Origin of the sequence: Flagellimonas eckloniae (assembly GCF_001413955.1) — a bacterium.
Lineage (GTDB): Bacteria > Bacteroidota > Bacteroidia > Flavobacteriales > Flavobacteriaceae > Flagellimonas > Flagellimonas eckloniae.
In genome coordinates this window covers 1,834,715-1,851,997 of record NZ_LCTZ01000002.1, presented here as the reverse complement: position 1 = coordinate 1,851,997, position 17,283 = coordinate 1,834,715, and the positions used below count along the sequence as shown (strand labels likewise).

The window sequence follows — 17,283 nt, the reverse complement described above, 5'->3', positions numbered from 1 at the left end:
TCAGTAGGAAGTTATGAAATCTAGATACAAAATAATTTTATCGTTGATTTTTCTGACATCTGCATCCGGTTGTGATGATTATTTAGATGTAAATGAAAATCCAAATCAGTTAGTAGAGGTTCCTTCCGGAGATTTACTGCTTAGAGGAACCTTATTGGCAAATGCCCAAGTACAGCAAGGACAGCTAGCAAGAACAAGCATGTATTATACAGGAGGGTTGATTGGATTGCAATTGGTGCAACAAACACTGTATAATTATGATTACACCCCTGGGGATTCCGATGCTGTCTGGGGGCATCTATACAATGGTATTTTGGTTCAGAATAAGGAAATACGAAGACTTTCTCCCGATGTTGGTTTGCTACAAGGTATTGTTGATGTAAATGAGGCATTGGCGGTAGGTACCGCAGCATCTCTTTTTGGAGATATACCTTACTCCACAGCTGTACCAGATAATCCAGGAATAGCTTCAGAAGACCCAACTTTAGATGGGCAGGCTGATGTGTATGCCGCATTACAAACCTTATTGGACAATGCGATTCCTAAATTGCAAAATGGTTCAACCACAAGCAATACGGATGATCAGGATAACTATTTCGGAGGAGATGGAGATAGTTGGGTTGCAGCTGCATATACATTAAAAGCTCGATACTATTTACAAACAAAACAGTATGCCCAAGCATTGGCAAATGTTGTTAATGGCATCAGTAGTAGCGCGGGCACTATGTCTTATAATCCTATTGGAGACGTTAATGGGAATAGTAACCTTTTATTCAATTTCGTTAATAGCTCAAGAGCTGGAGATATGACAGGTGACGGTACATTTTATAGAGATTTGGTAGACCCAGCTGGCGCAAGTAGCAGAAGTAATGCTAAAACAGACGAAACAGCTAGAGCAAGCTATTCCTATATCAGTGGAGATGGAGAGCAAACAGGGGGTATTGATGACGCTACTACGCCAATGAAGTTGGTTAGTTACGAGGAGAATCTACTTATTTGGGCAGAATGCTTGATAAGGGCCAATGATGATGTACAAGGTGCCATTGATAAGTTGAATGAACTTAGGGCTTATTTGGACACAGGCGCTGCGTTTAATCTTATAGCCGGCGATGAGACCTTTAACTACGATTCCTATGTGCTTGCTGACTTTGAAGCTGGTGGTATGGAAAATGCGGATAACATTGCTACGGATAGAGCGGTACTTCGAGAAATCATCGAAGAGCGATATGTCACTGGTTTCAGTACATATATGCCTTTTAATGATGTTAGAAGATTACGTGCGGAAACGGATATTTTAGTACCATTTCCTTTGAACAGTACCACAGTAACCGTAAACCCGCAGCGCTTTTTATATGCTCAGGAAGAAATTAATAATAATAGCAACATTCCTAACCCAATACCGGATTTGTTTACGCCAACACCTGTTAATCAATAAAATGGTTAGCAGTTAATTTGAGTTAGCTTAGTTTCTCACTTTAAAAAGGGATGCAATTTGCATCCCTTTTTTATTGGTTGACAAGAAAATCTGTTTTATGCTATTTTGAAGCATTTTTTCGCAATACCCTCCCCGCTTTCAAGCTCTTGAATTTTGATTCATCAATGGAAATTTGACCATTAATCAAGACATAATGAATTCCTTCTGAATACTGATGGGGCTCCTCAAATGTTGATTTATCAATAATAGTATTGGAATCAAAAATGACAATATCCGCCATCATATCTTTTTTAATCGCCCCTCTATTTGCTAGTCCAAGTGAGGTGGCTGGTAGCGAGGTCATTTTATAGATTGCTTCAGGAAGGGTAATAGTTGATTTTTCCCTAACATAATGCCCCAGTACCCTTGGGAATGTACCGTACCATCTAGGATGGGGATGTCCTTGTCCTGGTTTCACGAGCCGGCCATCAGATGCAATCATGGTTTGGGGATGTTTCATGATACGTTCTACATCCTCTTCATGCATAGCATGATAGATACAAGAGGCACCTCCATTGACTTGAGCTTCTATAACTAAATCGGCACCATTCTCTAGAGTGGGTTCCAGTTCTCTTAATTCGCACCAGTATTTTAGTGTTTTACCTTCCAACTCCTTCATCCATTTTACTTTGGCAAATTGAATACGGGTTAAATCGTTTCCACCTCTATCATTTAGAATATTATAAATTATTCCCGCTTTAATACTATCTCTAAGTTGTACATTTTTCACTCTTTCCTTAAAAGCTTCAGTTCCACCAGCCCTTGCCCAACTTGGAATAAGAACGGAAATTCCTGTATGGCTTGCACTATACGGGTACTGGTCCATTTTAATATCTAAACCTGAGGCTCTGGCTGAATCTACCATTGCCAATGTAACTGTACTTTTCCCCCACATTGGTTTTCCTATGGCTTTATGATGGGTGAGTATCACAGGAATATCCGCCTTTTTAGAGATGCTAATTGCTTCCGCCACGGCATCGAAAAGTCCAAGACCTTCATCTCTTAGATGCGAGGTGTAAATGCCATCCATTTTGGAGGCTTCCTTTGAAAGGTCTATAACCTCTTCTACCTTGGAGAAAGCTCCGGGCAAATATTTAAGACCTGTAGATAAGCCAAATGCTCCATCTTCCATGGCTTGTTGCACCTGTGCTTTCATTTCCTCCAGTTCCTTTGCTGTTGGCGCTCTATTATCAAGGTTCATCACATTTTTCCGAACAGTATTATGTCCGATTAAATAGGCCACATTCATTCCAATTCCTATCTGCTTAAGAGTATCCATATACGACTTCATTGGCCAAGGACTGGAACCATCCGGACCTCCCAATGCAGTGGTAACCCCCTGTCTTATATGACTTTCGCAGTCTGAAAGCTCCAAAAGTGGGTCCAAATGGGCATGCATGTCTATGAAACCTGGGGCAACTGCAAGACCTTTGGCATCGATTGTTCTAACGGCCTTAAATTCGGATAGGTCTCCAATGTTTACAATAACAGAATCTTTGATTGCGATATCGGCATTAAAAGGAGCATTGCCGGAGCCATCATAAACTTCTCCGTTTAAAATAAGAATGTCATACGGTTGTTTGCCGCAACCAGAAAGACAAATCGCTACTAAAACCAATTGAAAGATTACTTTATTCTTCATGTATTCCCGATTTATTTTGATATTCCTGCTTCGGCCAAGGTAAGTAGCAGAGCCAGTTTTATTGCTTCAGCACCATTGTCGTTCATCCACCATTCACCTAAAGAATGAGCCGAACCTCCTTTTCCTCCACGGCCTATGGTTATAGCGGGAATGCCCATTGATATTGGAATATTGGCATTTGTGGACCCAATGGTTAGTTTTGGTTCTGCATTAAAGTAGTTGGAAACTGCAATTGCCCGTTGTACCAGGGCATTCTCAATTGGAGTTTCTCCCGAGGGTCTATCCCCAATTTTAACCAGTTCCAATTTTATTGAATCTTTCACTCCAGATTCGTTGTATTCATCCACAGCTTTCCGCATCGATACTTTAAATATGCTATCTATTTGTTTGAGTCTTTCCGCACTGATAGACCTCATGTCTACTTCCATCCAAGATTCAAAAGGAATGGAATTTACTGAGGTGCCACCCCCGATACGACCAATATTAAAACTTGTTTTTGGGCCTTTTGAAGTAAATTCCGATGCGTGTAAAGTAAACTCCTTAATGGAGGCTCCTAAGGCATGATGCGGATTGGCCAAGCCAAACGCACCCCATGAATGTCCTCCTTTTCCAGAAAAAACGGCTTTGTACCTCACAGAACCCAAACCAGCGTTGTTAACCCTTCCCATTTTTCCACCATCTATGGAAATCCAAGAATCAATTTTAGTTTTACCTTTTTTAAATAGATGTTTTACACCTCTAAGATCACCTAAACCTTCTTCACCAACAGATCCGATGAATAAAATATCGGATTTTGTTCTTACTTCTGCTTTTTTGATTGCTTTTACAGTTGCAATGATCATTGCGAGTCCTCTTGTATCATCTCCAATTCCAGGGGCATAGAGTGTATCTCCTTTTTGTTTGACAGTAACATCTGTGTCTTCAGGAAAAACCGTGTCCAAGTGAGCGTCCAAAGCAACTACTTTACCTTCTTCCGAACCTTTTTTTAACCCAATTACGTTTCCTATTTCATCAATCCATACTTTATCTGCTCCAGCATCTTCAAGCATGGATTTAAACTTTTCCGCTCTCACACTTTCTTTAAACGGTGGGGCAGGAATTTCCGTTAATACGATAAGATCCTTATTGGTTTCGTTCTCAATATCATCCACAATGGCAAAAGCTTTTTTTACAGCTTTTCTTTCGCCAAGCTTTATAATCTCCTTTATATAAGATTTTTCAGGTTGAGGTATTTCTTGACCAAGGACAAAATGAATATTGGTTATCAATACAATTAGGATACTCGTAAGGTTGATTATTTTCATTGAATTTAGTTTTGGTTCATAAACATATTAGAGCTTCCCATTCATAAAAGTAGTGCTAAATGGTTATGGATTTTCTGTTCAGATTTTGTTTTAATTCTAAAAAAGCATTTTGAAGTCTTTGTGTGATGGGGCCAATAGTTCCATCAGAAGTATAAAAATGGCTATCAATACTACCAATAGATGCTATTTGCGTAGCGGTACCCGTTAGAAAAGCCTCATCCATTTTACTGATATTTTCCGCTGGGATTGCATCTTCTTTAACCTCTATTTCAAGCTTTTTACATAGCTGTATAACAAGCTGTCTCGTAATGCCATTCAATATGTATGCGTTGGCAGGGTGGGTATAAACAATCTTGTCTTTCACAAAAAAAACATTGCTATGGGATGCTTCTGTTACATTTCCATTTCGTATAAAAATTGATTCGTACATTCCTTGCTCAGCTGCTAGATTGTTTGCCATTACATTTCCCAGTAGGGAAGTGGTTTTAATATCGCATCGGTGCCATCTATTGTCAACAGTCGTAACTGTAGCAATACTCTTTTGGTTGATGTCCGGCAATGTAAATGGAACTGCATACATTACAATTGTTGGTTGTGGAGCTTTTGGAAAAGCATGCGACCTAATGGCAACTCCTCTTGTAATTTGAATGTAGACCATACAACTTTTATCATCTAGTTTTGTAGCAAGTAATAAATTTTCAATTTCTTTAAATAGGGTGGAGACATTAAAATCCAAGCCTATTTTTTTAAGACACCCCGCAAGCCTATCCAGATGTTCTTCGCCATAAAAAAAGTTTTTGCCAATTTGAACCATTACTTCATATACACCATCTCCAAATAAAAAACCTCTATCAAAAATGGAGATTTTAGCTTCTTCATGAGGAACTATTTTTCCATTTATATATACGTTTTCAGGATAATTATTCATAGTAAGAATGAAAGTATATGTTGCATTTGCAATGGGTATCCGGGTGCATTGTGACCAACATAGGCAGGTAAGGGTTTTAGAGTCTTTTTTCTAAAAGTAAAGCCTCTATTTTATTGTCAAGAGGAATTCAATCGATTTGGGTTATTTGAATCATTATTTTCAATTAAATATTTAATATTTAGTTATTTAAATGACCAAATCAATATTATGAAATGTTTTTCTACCTTTCCCATACCAATTTTATTTTTTACAGCGTTTCAATTTTGAAGACCAAACTTAACAGCTTACTTATTTCACATGGCTTTAGTTCAACGGAAGGAGGACAAAGTCTCTATGTGAAACTTTCAAACTCTTTCATAAACGCCATCAACAAAAAAAAACTGGTGCAAGGATATCAGTTACCCCCAACCCGATTGCTAGCCCAGGATATGGGCTTATCGCGAAGCACGGTAGTGAAGGCCTATGAAATACTGTGCTTGGAAAATTACGTTTATTCAGTGCAGGGTTCTGGATTTTATGTAAATGATATAAGGAACAAGAAAATAAAGTATAGTCTAAGAACCCAAAAGGAAGCAACGAAGTATCCCGATATCTCAAAGAGGGCAACCCAATTTAGTGCCAATGTCACCTTAATGAACAGAGGACATGAGCGGGGCATTGCTTTTAGACCAGGTTTACCGCCTTTAGATGTTTTTCCGGTAAGACAATGGCAAAAGTTGACCAATAATTATTGGAGAGATATCAAATATTCCGATATGTCCTATAAGCATACACTTGGTTTAGACTGTTTAAGAAAAAATATAGCGGATTATTTAAAACTCTACAGGAATATTCAGTGCGACTATTCACAGATCATCATAGTTACGGGCTCATTACATTCCCTATCCATTATAGGGGATTTACTTATAAATGCAGATGATGAAGTAGTTGTTGAAAATCCTACATATGCAAATGCGCTTGCTGTTTTTAAAAGTTTGAAAGCAAGGGTTATTCCAACTCAAATCGATTCAGAAGGACTATCAATTTCAAGCTTGGACAAGGTTAAACTTAAGAAAGGGAAGCTGATTTATACTACGCCTTCAAATCAATATCCCACTGGTGTTCAAATGAGTTTAAAAAGGAGATTGGAACTTTTGGATTGGGCCAAGGAAAATAAGATGATGATTATTGAAGACGATTATGATAATGAATTTAGCAACTGGGAAAGTCCAATTACCTCCATATTTGGTTTGGATAAGGGGCATCGGGTTTTTTATCAGGGAACGTTTAATAAAATATTGCATCCTTCAATAAGATTGGGGTATTTAATTGCACCTCCACATTTTGTGGATAGCATTAAAGCCATGTTTGAACAATCCTTTCGATTTATCTCTCCGGTTACCCAAAAGGTTATGTCAGATTTTATTGAGAAGGACTATATTAATCAGCATTTAAGAAAAGTCATTCAAGTTGTTAATGAGCGTAAGCTATTTTTTGTAGATCAGTTTCAAAATCTTTTTGACAAAAACATAAAGATTCAACCGGCCAACCAAGGCCTTCATCTTATGGCCAGACTTCCTGATGATATGAATGATATTGAGATAACCAAAGTATTGATGGATGATGGAATTGTATCTTTTCCATATAGCAAGTACTTTTTGAGAAACGAAAAGGAAAAAGGATTGGTAATGGGTTTTTCATCTGTCAGTAAACCAGTAATCAAGCAAAAACTGGAAAAAATGTCCAGAACTTTTTATGACTACCAAAGATCATAAATGGTATTAAATTGGACTTTTTATAAGGTTGAATTGATGTACAAAAAGTTGGTGGTTTGTGTAGTTCCGATTGGAGAACGGAGAATGAATTTTGATAAAAAGAGTTTACCTTCTAAATGAAAAAAAAATTTCAGTATTTAAAAATTCATAAATTTAACTGCAGGAAAACGAAATCAGGTGAACAAAGAATCAGCTGATTTGAAGCCAATAAGGCCAACCAACCAAGCATCTCTCAAAAATGAATTTTGACTCCAGACAACTATATAAGGTATCATTGGTACATCACATTACCTTTTGGTCCGTATATTTTCTGTTCAATGTTTTTAGATGGGGAAGCTATTTTGACGATTATGGATATTCCTTTAAGACCAATTTATTGGGTTTCCCTATCCACATGGCTCTGTGTTACTTCAATATTTATTTTTTGATGCCAAAGTTGGTTTTCAAGAAAAGGTATTTGTCCTACATTATATTCATTTTGTCCGCTATATTTTTAATGGTATTGGTCAAGTTTAATCTTACGTACTTTTTGGTAAGTCAAGATGTTTGGCCAGAAGGACCGGCAACGATTAATAAGATAACACTCAATTATACCATTGATATGATGATTGGGGAATTATATGTGGTGACCTTTGTTACGGCAATTAAAATAACACTGGATTTTTTAGCAGAGCATAAAAGGGTCACGGATCTTGAAAAAGCACAATTGGAAACGGAATTGTTGTTTTTAAAAACGCAGATTTCACCACACTTCTTTTTTAATACGCTGAACAACATTTATTCTCTTGCCGTTGAAAAGTCAAAAAACACTCCCAAAATTATCCTTAAGTTATCTGAGCTGATGCGTTATTTGCTTTACGAAACCAAAAACAGGAAGCAGACGTTGGAAAATGAAATCTTATGCATTCAAAATTATTTGGATTTGGAAAAAGTTCGCCATAACGAACTGTTGGAAATTGACATGTCCATTTCTGGAGATATCCAAGATAAAAAGATTGCGCCCATATTGTTGCTGTCGTTTGTAGAAAACGCTTTCAAGCATGGAGTGAACAAGAATATAGGAAAAGTTAAAATTGATATTGACCTAGCTGTTAAAAATGATTTTCTGTATTTTAAAATTTCCAATCCCATGCCGGCTCCGGTTAAGGATGAAAAACGCTTTAGTCAATCCAATGGCATAGGTTTGGAAAATGTTAAAAAAAGACTTGCTTTAGGATACAAACGAAGTGATTATAAATTAACCATTAACAATACGAACAATATGTTTGTGGTTAAACTTAAGATCAAGGTTTAAGACTGTTCAAAAGAACTGCATAAGGTTGGTCTTGGAAAAAGAAAATTTAGATTGATGAAAATAAAGTGCTTAATTATTGATGATGAACCGTTGGCCATCAGCATTATTAAAAAGTATTTGGAACAAATTGAAGATTTTGAGGTTACGGATACATTTAGTAATGGAATTGACGGACTAAATTTTCTTAAGAGCAATGAAGTAGATGTTATTTTCTTGGATATCAACATGCCAGTATTGGATGGCATCAGTTTTATTAAAAGCCTAGAATCTCCTCCCTTATTGATTATTACTAGTGCATATGATGAATTTGCAATTGAGACCTACGAACTGGATGTATTGGACTATTTGATCAAGCCTATCGAGTTTCCCAGGTTTATGAAGGCATTGAACAAGATAAATAGAAGGCTTGATGGTTCCAAGGCTTCAGCTGAAAGTAATAAAGACCGTCCATATATTTTTGTCAAGATTGACAAGAAGAAGATGAAAAAGATTTTTTTAGATGAAATATTGGTAGTGGAATCGTTAAAGGATTATTTACGGATCAACACTACTACCGGTAAATACATAATTCACAGTACCCTATCTGATTTCACCAATTTGTTGCCGGAACGGGATTTTATCCGGATTCATAGATCATATACCATAGCTCTGGATAAAATAGATGCGGTTGAAGGAAATAGTGTTGAAATTGAAGGCCTAAGATATGTGATAGGTAGATCTTATCTGGATGAGGCTAAACAAAAAATCCTGAATTCTTCCATATAGTTTAAGGAATACTAGTCTTTTAAAATCATAAAGGATTACTTTCAGAAGGCTTTGCGAATACTCCTTATTTTTCTTTTAAAAGGAATAAAAAGGCATGTTAATCCAAACAGATGGTGTTGCGAAAACGTAAAAAATCAATTCGCTCCAGAGTTGTAAGAATTACGCCTCAACAATCTTTTTAAGAAAATTTTTTCATAAAATTCTCACAATTTTGGTCGATTGAGAAAAGTTGTTGGTCGAAATTTTAAGATGCAGGAAAATCAAATATCTAAGTTTAACTTATCATTAAGAGTAGTGAAAAAAATTGTAAGGCTACCACTTAAAATTGGTTTTGCTTTACAATTTTATAACTACGGATTTTTGACAATTTAGATTGACATATTGCTAAAGCCCAATAGGAATTTGTATTGAAGAAGTTTCAAAGGCTTTAACAAAGATAGAATAGTCCAAACATCTTAAGTTTTAGTAAGACCAAGGCTATTATAATGAGAGGATTTAATTCCTAAAAAACTTAACTAATTTATTACCAATTGTTAACTAGACAAGTTTATGAGAACCAAACCAAACAGCGCTCTTCCTTATCTTAGAAGAAGAGTATTGATTTTTACGAAAGTCTTTGTTTTTCTCAGTTTTACAACGGTATTTGGGTTTATGCCCAATGATGTTGAAGATGGGAAAATGTTGAACAAAGCTAAAACAGTGCAACAGCAAGTTACAGGTGTTGTAACAGATGCGGATGGCAATCCACTTCCGGGAGCCAGTATTGTTGAAAAAGGTACTGTTAATGGTACCCAAACAGATTTTGATGGTAACTATACCATTTCCGTACCGGACGGAGCTACTCTGGTATTTACCTATATAGGTTTTGCTACCAAGGAAATAGCAATAAGCAATCAAACAAATCTAAATGTAACGCTTGAAGAAGATACATCCATACTTGATGAAGTTGTGGTTGTAGGATATGGTACACAGAAGAAGGTGAATTTAACTGCAGCCGTATCTCAAGTGGGAGCTGAGGTTTTTCAAAACAGACCTACAGCTAACGCTTTTAGATCGTTACAAGGAACTGTGCCTGGTCTGCAGATTACCAACTCTTCGTCTGGTGGTGAACCTGGTGCACCATCAAACATTAATATTCGTGGTTTTATAACTACGGATCTTACTGAAAACAGTGGTATAAGTAATGCCGGTCCATTAGTACTTATTGATGGTATTGAACAAAGCTTAAATGATATTGATCCAGAGGATATAGAATCTGTTTCTGTACTTAAAGATGCTGCAGCCGCTTCTATATATGGTTCCCGTGCTGCAGGTGGAGCCGTATTGGTTATAACCAAAAGTGGTAAGAACAGTAATGGAAAAATGAGAGTAAATTACAGTACAAGTGTTTCATTTACCAAACCTACAAGATGGCCAAAAAATGCAAGTCCAATCAACTTTGCCTATGCAGTAAATGATGCTCGAATAAACAATAATCAAAATCCATATCATGATGAAACGGATTTGGCGAATATTCTGGCAAATATGGAAAACCCTGGAAGTGCTCCTAGTATTACAGCAAATGCGGCAAATACGAACTGGAGTTATTCTTCTATTGGGATTGATGCAACAGGTGCCACAAACTGGGAGGAAGTTATTCTAAAGAAGTGGGCACAACGTACCAAGCATAATCTAAGTCTTAGTGGAGGAACCGAAGAATTGAATTATTACTTATCGGTTGGTGCTTATGATGAAGATGGGCTCTTAAAGGTTGGTGATGAATCTTTCCAGAGATATAATGTGGATGCCAAAATTTCAGCCAAGCCTAAAGATTGGTTGACCTTAGAACTTTTGACTAAATTAAGAAAAAGCAATTCTGATTTTCCTATAGCATCGGCTGGAGATACGAATGCAAGAAATAAATCTAGGGCATTGGATTTAATTTCAAAATTAAAGCCAGGTATTCCTTTAGTAGACCCAATATACGGTTCGGGTCAATTGCAACATAATTATTTCATGTTTTGGGATACGCAGCGTTCTACAACGGAGAACGATCAACTTGTTTTATTGCCTCGAATTATTATTGAACCTATTAAAAATTTAAAGTTTAATGCCAACTTAAATTACAGAAGAGACAATAATACCCTGGAGTCAAGCATTCTATCAAATCAAGTGATAAGGCCTCAAGGCTTAATTGATGCGCCCGTTCAAGCCAGTACTTTTTATGGTGTAACGTTTCAAAACCAAGAATATTTTTCCCCAAACCTTTTTGCCACATACAATGCGTCACTTGGAAATCATAATATAGACGTACTTGCTGGTTATCAAAGTGAGGTAAATAAATTCCATGCCTTAAACGGACAAACGGATTTTTTAGTTACGAATAACATAGTCTCTTTAAATGCTTCATTAGATGATCTTCAAGAAGTAAATGAAACTATAACACATTGGGCAACCCAAAGTGTTTTTAGTAGGTTCAGATATAATTACAAAGAAAAGTATTTATTGGAATTTAGTTATCGAAGGGATGGCTCATCAAGATTTGAACCAGATAACAGATGGTCTGGCTTCCCTAGTTATTCTGCTGGATACAATGTTGCAAGAGAGGATTTTTGGCCTATTGATGCCATACAAACCTTTAAGTTGAGGGGGTCCTATGGTACTTTGGGGAATCAAAATGTTCCTCTTAACCAATATTTATCTACCATAGATATAAATTCACCAGGAGGGTCTTTCTTATTTAATGGGCAGCAAGAAGTATCCTCTGATACGCCAGATTTAGTTACCCAAAATTTAACATGGGAGACAGTCAAAACCACTGACATTGGCTTTGACCTTCAAGCGTTCAATAAACTCGATGTAGCCTTTTCTTGGTATAGAACGGATATTGAGGGTATAGCGGCGCAAGGGTTGGATTTACCTTCTCAGCTAGGTACCTCTGCTGCTTTGACAAATATAGGAACATCGCGAGTTGAAGGATGGGAAGTGGAAGCTTCGTGGAGACAGCAATTCGGGGATTTTGGTTTTAGCATAAGAGGAGTATTATCAGATTACCAAAGAACAATGGTAGAATATCCTAACGAAACAGGCTCTTTGGCACAATCATTTTATGAAGGTCAAGATCTTGGAGAAATTTGGGGATTACAGTGGGATGGTTGGTTCCAAACAGATGATGAGTATGATACCTATCCCATAGATCAATCTTTTGTAAATGGAGATTTTGAAGCAGGAGATACCAAATACAAAGACCTTAATGATGATGGTGTAATTGACAGAGGGGAATTTGTTGTGGGTGACACTGGAGATTGGGATATTATTGGAAATTCCACGCCGCGATATCAATATTCTGCAACCTTGGCTATGAATTACAAAAACTTTGATTTTAATATGTTGGTTCAAGGTGTGGGAAAACGCGATGTATTGTTGTCAAATCACCAAAGATTTAGAGGTCCTGGACAGGGTCCATTCCATATTAACGTGTGGGAAGAACATTTGGATTATTTTAGAGCTGCTGACACAGAAAGCCCTTTAGGACCAAATACCGATGCCTATTTTCCAGCTCCATATACGGCAAATCCGGGCAGAAATAACAGAAATTATCGGTATGCTGTAGATAGGTATATACAAAATGGAGCTTATGCACGATTAAAGAGTTTGCAAATAGGATATACTATCCCTAGGGAAACTACTGAAAAGTTTGGTATTAACACGATTAGGTTATTTGCAACGGGTGAAAACCTTATCACTATTGATGATCTCTTGTTTTTTGACCCTGAAATAGTTACAGCGGGTACATTTGGTAGTGCACAGTCCTACCCATTGTCCAAGATTGTCTCACTAGGTCTAAACGTATCATTTTAAAAAAAAAATCATGAAAAATATATTTAAGACATTCGTTTTGTGTTCACTGATTTGTCTTTCGTCTTGCGATGACGACTTCTTGGAAAGAACACCTTTAGATACTATAACGGAAGCTTCCTTCTATAAAACGCCTCAAGATTTAAGAACCGCCGCTAATGCCTTTTATGCCGATCTTCCTGGATGGCAGTCCACAAGTGTTGGCTTCAATGTGCTGCCAGATATGAGTGAGGACATGGGTACTGCTGAAAATCCCAGTAATAGACTCAGTGGTATAAGTTTAGATGTCCCTACGTCAGCTAGCAATACAGTATGGAGTTTTGATGAGGTTCGAGAGACCAACTTTTTTTTAGACCGTTCATTACAAGCTGAAGGGGATGAAGTACTGATTAATCAATACAGGGGTGAAGGTTTTTTCTTTAGAGCTTATCACTATGTTAATTTATTGGAACGCTATGGTGCAGCACCAATTTTTGACCAATATTTTACGGATCAAGATGAAGAATTTGTTTTTGCACCAAGAAACCCTCGAAATGAAGTGGCGGATTTTATCATTGCTGATTTGGACATGGCCATATCTATGCTACAATCTTTTCCAGAAATTGATGGGAATCCCCGCATAAGTAAGGAAGCTGCGCAACTGCTAAAAGCCAGGGTAGCCCTTTATGAAGGTACTTGGGAAAAGTATCATAATGGAACTGATTTCGGCGTTGTCGGCTCCGATGGCACCTCTTATTTACAAATTGCCGCTGAAACTGCAGAAGATATAATGGATAGTGGTGTGTTTTCATTGCATAGTGACTATGGTTCGCTTTTTAATCAAATTGGATTGAGTGGCAACAGTGAGGTAATGCTTTGGAGAGACTATGATGATCTAAACTTGGGCATTAATAATGTTCTTCAACTGTCTTGGCCAAACAGATGTGGCTATACAAGATTTGCCGTCCGTAGTTATTTATGTACCGATGGTGATCCTATTTCGGTAAGTCCTCTTTATCAAGGAGATCAGGACCTATCAACTATAGAGGACAATAGGGACCCAAGACTTGCGGCCACTATTATGGTGCCTGGTGATGTTTTGGTGAAAGATACCGATGATAGTGAAATTCTTTGGGCTAATCCAGATTTTACTACTGCCAACGCAGGTCTTACTGGATATGAGTCCCAAAAATACAGGGATGTGAATATTGATGCTGATCGTAGCAACTTTACTAGAGAGACCTCTAGAATAATAATGCGTTATGCTGAGGTCCTATTAATTTTTGCAGAAGCCAAGGCAGAATTAGGATCAATCACCCAGGGAGATTTGGATAAATCCATAAATCTATTACGAGCCCGTGTAAGTATGCCAAGCATGACTTTGGGAGCAATTACTGCGGATCCAGATTGGCCTAACTATGGCTATACTTTATCGGATGTTCTCTATGAGATAAGAAGAGAACGTTCTGTTGAACTTATGGCAGAAGGGTTTAGGGCCAATGACATATATAGATGGAGAGCGCATGCGCTTATTGATGGTGATCAACCTAGAGGAGCTTTTTATGACGATGGCATTGTGAATGTTGAATTGGCTCCAACAAGTGTAACGCTGGATGCGGATGGTTATATTTTACCTTTCGCAGCAACAGGAAATTTCAATTTTGACGAGACTAGAGTTTATTTATTGCCTATACCATTAGATGAATTAATCCTTAATCCAAACCTGGATCAAAACCCAGGTTGGTAATAAATAGTGCTCTTTGCAATGTTTGTTGTTTGATTAAAAGAAATAGTTAGAGTTAGTTTAGTTTAGAGCAGTTCAAGCAAGGGCTCCGGCGGTGTTACCTCGGAGCTCTTTATTCTAATTCTTCTATATAAGATTTTATAATCCAATTGAAGCTTCTCCCAATTAGTGTATTGAAATTATTTAGCGTATGGAAAATGAAGCTATTTAAATGAAAATTGTCACTGATGATATCTAGAAGCGTTTGAAACAATATGAGAATTAGTGTATGACAATAATAATAAGTGCATAACAGATTGATTTTATGAAATACACTTCGTTATTCTGTTTATTGATATTGGTTCTTTTCTTTTTGGGCTGTAACGAAAAAACGGCACAAAAAAATCGCAATCAAAAATCTTTGGTTGATTTTGTGGATCCTTTTATTGGAACAGGTGGACATGGACATACGTATCCAGGGGCAACCGTTCCTTTTGGAATGCTTCAGGTTAGTCCGGTAAATGGGATAAGTGGTTGGGACTGGTGTTCGGGATATCATTATTCAGATTCTATAGCCATTGGTTTCAGTCATTTAAGTTTAAGTGGAACAGGTATTGGAGATTTAGCGGATGTATTGTTTATGCCTATAAACAAAAAAGTGGATTTGTCAACAATGCCCATTTCTCGCGATTCACTGTCCTATAAATCATCTTACAGCCACACAAACGAAGAAGCACACCCCGGCTATTATCAAGTCTTTCTTGAAGATCATCATATAAATGTTGAATTAACAACATCCAAGCGAACGGCAATACATAAATATTCATATCAACCAAAAGATATACAATCAGTTGTTGTGGATTTGGGTTTTGGCATCAATTGGGATAAGGCAACCAAAACTTCTTTTCAAGTTGAAAATGATTCTACCATAAGTGGTTACCGGTTTAGTACTGGATGGGCAAAAAATCAAAAAGTGTTTTTTGTTGCCAAGTTTTCCAAAGCTATTGCTGAACACAATGTGTATGTAGATAAAAGAGCTGTAAATGCCAATATGGGTATGGGTACAAAAACAGCCGTACAGTTATTTTTTAACGAAAAAGAGGACAATGAACTCTTTGTGAAAGTGGCCCTTTCCTCAGTAAGTATTGACAATGCAAAAGAGAATTTGGATGGTAGAGGTTTCAATTTTGAAAAAGTAAAAGCAGAGGCAGAAAATACCTGGAAAAGCGCGTTATCAAAAATTGAGGTGGAAACCGCAATAGATTCCCTCAAAACTATCTTTTATACTTCGTTGTACCATTCTCAATTGGCACCTGTGACATTTAGCGACAAAAATGGCCAATTCAGAAAAGAAGATGACAGTATAGTTACAGCAGAAAATTATACAGCATATTCAACCTTATCCCTTTGGGATACATTTAGAGCAGAGCACCCATTACTCATATTGGTTGCGCCAGATAGGGTTTCGGATATGGTGAATACCATGCTCTCTTATTATGAGACAAAAAAGATACTTCCTGTTTGGACACTTTATGCCAATGAAACAAATACAATGACGGGCTATCATTCCATTCCAGTGATTGTTGAGGCATACCTAAAAGGAATTAAGGGTTTTGATGCCAAAAAAGCCTATGAAGCGATGAAAACGACCATGATGCAAGATGAGCGGGGATTGGAATATTATAAAAAGCACGGTTATATCCCGTACACAGCAATGGACGAATCAGTGACAATTACTTTGGAATATGCCTATGATGATTGGTGTATTGCACAAATGGCAAAAGCTTTGGGTAAAGAGGAAGATTATAAGTTCTTTTTAAACCGTTCCAGGGCGTATCAACATTTATTTGATGAAGAGACCGGGTTTATGAGAGGTAAATCGGTTGACGGAAATTCATGGAACGAACCTTTCGACCCAAAATATTCAAACCATAGAGAACATACGGATTATACAGAAGGTAATGCATGGCAACATAGCTGGTTTGTGCCACATGACCCTAAAGATTTCGTGTCCCTCCATGGAAACAATGAAATTTTTTCGGAACGCTTAGAACAACTTTTTACCGAAAGTTCTGAGATAACAGGGAATAATGCCTCAGTGGATATCTCAGGTTTAATTGGCCAGTATGCACATGGTAATGAACCAAGTCACCATATCGCTTATTTATTTAATCATGCCAATAAACCATGGCGAACACAATATTGGGCACACCATATTTTGAATACGCAGTACAATACCACTCCAAATGGTTTGAGTGGTAATGAGGATTGCGGTCAAATGAGTGCATGGTACGTATTGAGTTCAATAGGTCTGTATCCCATGAACCCGGCTTCAACGGAATATGAGATTGGAAGCCCAATTTTTGAAAAGGCAACTATACGTGTTTCCAAAGACAAAAAATTTACAATTGAAGCTGAGAATGTTTCCAAGGATAATATTTACATACAATCGGCAACACTCAATGGAAACCCGTTTAATCAAACAACAATTTCACACCAACAAATAACAGAGGGAGGGAAGCTTCATTTTGTTATGGGAAATATCCCTAATGAAAATTGGGGAATTACTAAATAGCCAAACCA

At 37.3% G+C, this 17,283-nt stretch carries 10 protein-coding genes; 7 read left to right on the top strand and 3 right to left on the bottom strand.

Annotated features, from left to right (window positions below):
* Window positions 1-13 precede the first annotated feature (13 nt).
* Entirely contained in the window at window positions 14-1,435 is a 1,422-nt protein-coding gene (locus AAY42_RS07900; protein WP_055393973.1) for a SusD/RagB family nutrient-binding outer membrane lipoprotein, read from the top strand.
* 100 nt (window positions 1,436-1,535) lie between these two features.
* Here the strand turns inward: AAY42_RS07900 and AAY42_RS07895 are convergent, their stop codons facing one another.
* Genes AAY42_RS07895 through AAY42_RS07885 form a run of 3 tightly spaced genes read right to left on the bottom strand, consistent with a single transcriptional unit; the run spans window position 1,536 to window position 5,348 of the window.
* Entirely contained in the window at window positions 1,536-3,116 is a 1,581-nt protein-coding gene (locus tag AAY42_RS07895; protein ID WP_055393971.1) for an N-acyl-D-amino-acid deacylase family protein, read from the bottom strand.
* Window positions 3,117-3,127: 11 nt separating this feature from the next.
* The gene (locus tag AAY42_RS07890; RefSeq protein WP_055393969.1) at window positions 3,128-4,420 is read right to left on the bottom strand and encodes a M20/M25/M40 family metallo-hydrolase; all 1,293 of its coding nucleotides are present in this window, start codon (window positions 4,418-4,420) and stop codon (window positions 3,128-3,130) included.
* Between the two features lie 55 nt (window positions 4,421-4,475).
* Entirely contained in the window at window positions 4,476-5,348 is an 873-nt protein-coding gene (locus AAY42_RS07885) for an aminotransferase class IV (protein WP_055393967.1), read from the bottom strand.
* Window positions 5,349-5,611: 263 nt separating this feature from the next.
* On the opposite strand from AAY42_RS07885, the gene pdxR reads away from it, so the two are divergent.
* From pdxR to AAY42_RS07855, 6 genes are all read left to right on the top strand, one after another.
* Window positions 5,612-7,102 carry a MocR-like pyridoxine biosynthesis transcription factor PdxR gene (gene pdxR, locus AAY42_RS07880; protein WP_175288741.1) on the top strand — a complete coding sequence of 497 codons (1,491 nt, stop codon included), beginning with the start codon at window positions 5,612-5,614 and terminating at the stop codon, window positions 7,100-7,102.
* Window positions 7,103-7,340: 238 nt separating this feature from the next.
* Window positions 7,341-8,396: a sensor histidine kinase gene (locus AAY42_RS07875; protein ID WP_055393964.1), complete on the top strand. Its 1,056-nt coding sequence runs from the start codon at window positions 7,341-7,343 to the stop codon at window positions 8,394-8,396.
* A gap of 54 nt (window positions 8,397-8,450) precedes the next feature.
* Window positions 8,451-9,161, top strand: coding sequence for a LytR/AlgR family response regulator transcription factor (locus AAY42_RS07870; protein ID WP_055393962.1), 711 nt, complete (start codon window positions 8,451-8,453; stop codon window positions 9,159-9,161).
* A gap of 549 nt (window positions 9,162-9,710) precedes the next feature.
* Entirely contained in the window at window positions 9,711-13,001 is a 3,291-nt protein-coding gene (locus AAY42_RS07865) for a SusC/RagA family TonB-linked outer membrane protein (protein WP_055393960.1), read from the top strand.
* A gap of 10 nt (window positions 13,002-13,011) precedes the next feature.
* On the top strand, window positions 13,012-14,724 hold the full coding sequence (locus AAY42_RS07860; protein ID WP_082433364.1) for a RagB/SusD family nutrient uptake outer membrane protein: 1,713 nt from the start codon (window positions 13,012-13,014) through the stop codon (window positions 14,722-14,724).
* A gap of 301 nt (window positions 14,725-15,025) precedes the next feature.
* The gene (locus tag AAY42_RS07855; protein ID WP_055393956.1) at window positions 15,026-17,275 is read left to right on the top strand and encodes a GH92 family glycosyl hydrolase; all 2,250 of its coding nucleotides are present in this window, start codon (window positions 15,026-15,028) and stop codon (window positions 17,273-17,275) included.
* Window positions 17,276-17,283: the final 8 nt, after the last annotated feature.